Source organism: Variovorax sp. P4_D9, from assembly GCF_056401695.1.
In genome coordinates this window covers 1-2,841 of the sequence record NZ_JBFUIU010001008.1, presented here as the reverse complement: position 1 = coordinate 2,841, position 2,841 = coordinate 1, and the positions used below count along the sequence as shown (strand labels likewise).

General features: G+C 64.2%; 4 protein-coding genes. 1 reads left to right on the top strand and 3 read right to left on the bottom strand.

From position 1 onward, the window contains the following. The first annotated feature begins 1 nt into the window (after position 1). Positions 2 to 166, top strand: a complete 165-nt coding sequence (locus AC1DY5_RS49990) for an acetyl-CoA hydrolase/transferase C-terminal domain-containing protein (protein ID WP_478121737.1) — start codon at positions 2 to 4, stop codon at positions 164 to 166. Positions 167 to 407: 241 nt separating this feature from the next. Here the strand turns inward: AC1DY5_RS49990 and AC1DY5_RS49985 are convergent, their stop codons facing one another. The 3 genes from AC1DY5_RS49985 to AC1DY5_RS49975 all read right to left on the bottom strand — a co-directional run. After that, positions 408 to 1,613 (bottom strand): cytochrome P450, encoded by a 1,206-nt coding sequence (locus AC1DY5_RS49985; RefSeq protein WP_478121735.1) that lies wholly within the window; start codon positions 1,611 to 1,613, stop codon positions 408 to 410. A gap of 9 nt (positions 1,614 to 1,622) precedes the next feature. Next, the gene (gene pldA, locus AC1DY5_RS49980) at positions 1,623 to 2,471 is read right to left on the bottom strand and encodes a 4-pyridoxolactonase (protein ID WP_478121734.1); all 849 of its coding nucleotides are present in this window, start codon (positions 2,469 to 2,471) and stop codon (positions 1,623 to 1,625) included. A gap of 98 nt (positions 2,472 to 2,569) precedes the next feature. Then, a partial coding sequence (locus AC1DY5_RS49975) for a cytochrome P450 (RefSeq protein ID WP_478121733.1) occupies positions 2,570 to 2,841 on the bottom strand: 272 nt, incomplete at its 5' end.

The window sequence follows — 2,841 nt, the reverse complement described above, 5'->3', positions numbered from 1 at the left end:
GGTGAGCACGGCGCGCAGCGATGCCGGCATCGTGGTGACGGAATACGGCGTGGCCGATCTGCGCGGGTTGACGCTGGCGCAGCGCGTGCGCCGGATGCTTGACCTTGCACACCCGGACGATCGCGAGCGCCTCGAGYGCGAGGCGCATTGCAGCATGACGACTTGAAAGGAAGGAGACAACCCCTTTCAACAACAGCCACTCCCCCGCTCTCATCGGATGGATGGCCATCCACCACGCGACGGAGATTGCCGCGGTGGGTGGCCGAGTTGGACCGTCATCCATTCCGAGGCGCCCGCCTTCGAGCACGAACTCGGCGGGCTGGCCAGCAAACTGGCCTTCGCGRCTGGTGGCGGCCTGCATCAGCGGCCTGAGGCGAGCCGCGCTGCTGGACCCCGAGTCGACCTGCTCAACCCCAACTCAAGGGCAGGTGCGTCACCGCATTGACGCGACCTGAATGGGCGCGAACCTCCTCGCCGTCGGAAATGCGGAATTCGGGGATGCGCGGCATCCACTCTTCCAGCATCACGCGCAACTCCAGCCTTGCAAGGTGCAGCCCCAGGCAGCGGTGCACGCCGCTGCCGAAGTTGAGGTGCGCCTTGTCCTGGCGATGAAAGTCCACCGTCAGCGGGTCCGGAAAGCGCCGTTCGTCGAGGTTATAGAGTGCAGTCGGCAGCAGCACCAGATCACCCCGGCGCATGCGCACGCCGCAGCAGTCCACATCTTCCGTCGCGACGCGGCCAAAGTTCGCGATGGAATGGCGACGCAGAAGTTCGTCCACCGCCGCGGGGATCAGCGACGGATCGTCCACGAGCTGCCGCCGGTGGGTCGAATGGCGAGCCAGGAAGTTCATGAAAAACCCCATGGTGGCGACCACCGTGTCCAGCCCCCCGAACATGACGTTCGCGGTCAGACTCAACACGTCGCTGACATCCAGCGGCCGCCCATCGACTTCGGCTGCGATCAGCCGGCTGATGAAGTCGTCCTGCGGCTTGGCCTGGCGTTCGACGACTCGCTGCTTCAGGTAGCCCATCATGGTGAGCATCGCCGTGTGGAACGACTGCGGGTCGGCATCGCGCGTCAACAGATCCGCCGCTGGCAGCAGTGCCTCGGCATCTCCGCGCGGAAGGTCCATCATCGACAGGAACAGGTGGATCGGCATGCGCTGCGCGAATGCGGACCGGAATTCGCAAGCGCCGTTCGCCCGAAAGCCCTCGATCAGCTCGACGGTGATGCGCCGCGCTTCCGCCTCGAGTTCGCGGATCGGCTTGGGGCCGAACGTCGGGTTCAGCAGCGAACGAATACCGGTGTGTTCGGGAGGGTCGATCTCGCCGGGCGCGAGCTGCATGTCGCGGGCGTCGCGCGACATCGCCACGCCAGCATTCGAGAAGCGCGCGGTGTCGGCATAGATAGGCAACGCGTCAGCCGCCCGGGTCACGACCCAGTGGCCACCGTTGCGCGGCGTGTAGAACACGTCGGGGCCTTCGTGCAGGCGCTTCCAGCCAAGGTGCAGGTCGCCGTCAACCGGCTGCACGGCAAAGAAGTCGAAGTCGACGATCTGCCTCGCCGGCACGTCCGGCAGTGGCGGCTCTGGCGGGAGTGCGGTCTTGTGCATGGCGATACCTCACACGTAGGCGTAGGGGGCCTTCTGGTACGACGCGTAGTTCTCGGGATCGTGGGAGTAGAACAACTCCGCGTCGTAGTGCCGGGCCAGATCCTTCAGACGCTGCATCGAGGYGCGCGCCTGATCGTTGTTGCGGTTTCCGGCCTGGATGCACATCATGTCCATGCTTTTCTTCGAGTAGCAGGCATCGGCGGTGAACAGCATCGGTCGGCGATGGGCCAGTTGGACCATCAGGCTGTAGTGGCCGGCGGTGTGCCCGATGGTCTCGAAGAGGTAGACGCCCTTGACGATTTCCTGGTCACCACTGAGCGTTTCTATGCGCGGCGTGTAGAGATCGAACTCCGCCGCCTTCACCTTGGCGCCGATTTCTGCGGCTTTCCAGGCGGCATCCTCCTCGCGCGCCGAGAGGCGGAAGTCGCGCAGATGCGCGGCTGCGCTGGTGTCCGAGTAGCCGAGGGACTCGTGTTCGGTGGGGAAACGGAAGGCCTCGATCTCGCAGCGATGGCAGACGGTGGTCGCCTGCTTGAAGTGCTTGTTGCCGCCGATGTGGTCGATGTGGTAGTGCGAATTGATCACATGCGTAACGTCCACCGGCTTCATGTGCAGAAGGTCGAGCTGCCCTGGGATGGTCTGGCGTTCGGTCTGCAAGGGCTGCGTGAAAGGCGCCGTCTTGCAGGTGTGCTCCAAGTCGAAGCCGGTATCGAACAGGAACTTGCCGTCCGGATGGTCGACCAGCACGCCATAGACGGGGAAGCGCTGTTCGCCAGTCAAGCCCGCGTCCAGGAACAAGTAACTGCGATCGAGGACCATCGAGCCCGCGTCGAGCAGGTATACCTTGGTTTCTTTCATGGCGGTTTCCTTCAGCTGTTGTGCGAATCAATAAAACTGACACATTGACAATTTTCTTCTGAGTCTTGTGAGGTATAGCACCCAGGGGACGCGACGCGTCAAGGCTGCGACGCCGTGCCGGGCAGGTCCCAGGACAGCGGCAGGCTGCTCAGCACCAGCGCCTCGCTGCAAACGGCCTGGACCTTCGCGCCCGCGGTGATGTGGAAGTCCGGAATCCGACGCAACCATTCTTCGTAGGTGACGCGCAGCTGCTGGCGCGCGATGTTCGAGCCGATGCAGCGGTGCGGCCCACCGCCAAAGGCCATGTGGGCATTGAGCGCCCTGTCCGCGTCCGTGGCGAGCGGGTCGGCGAAGGCGCGCTCATCCAGAT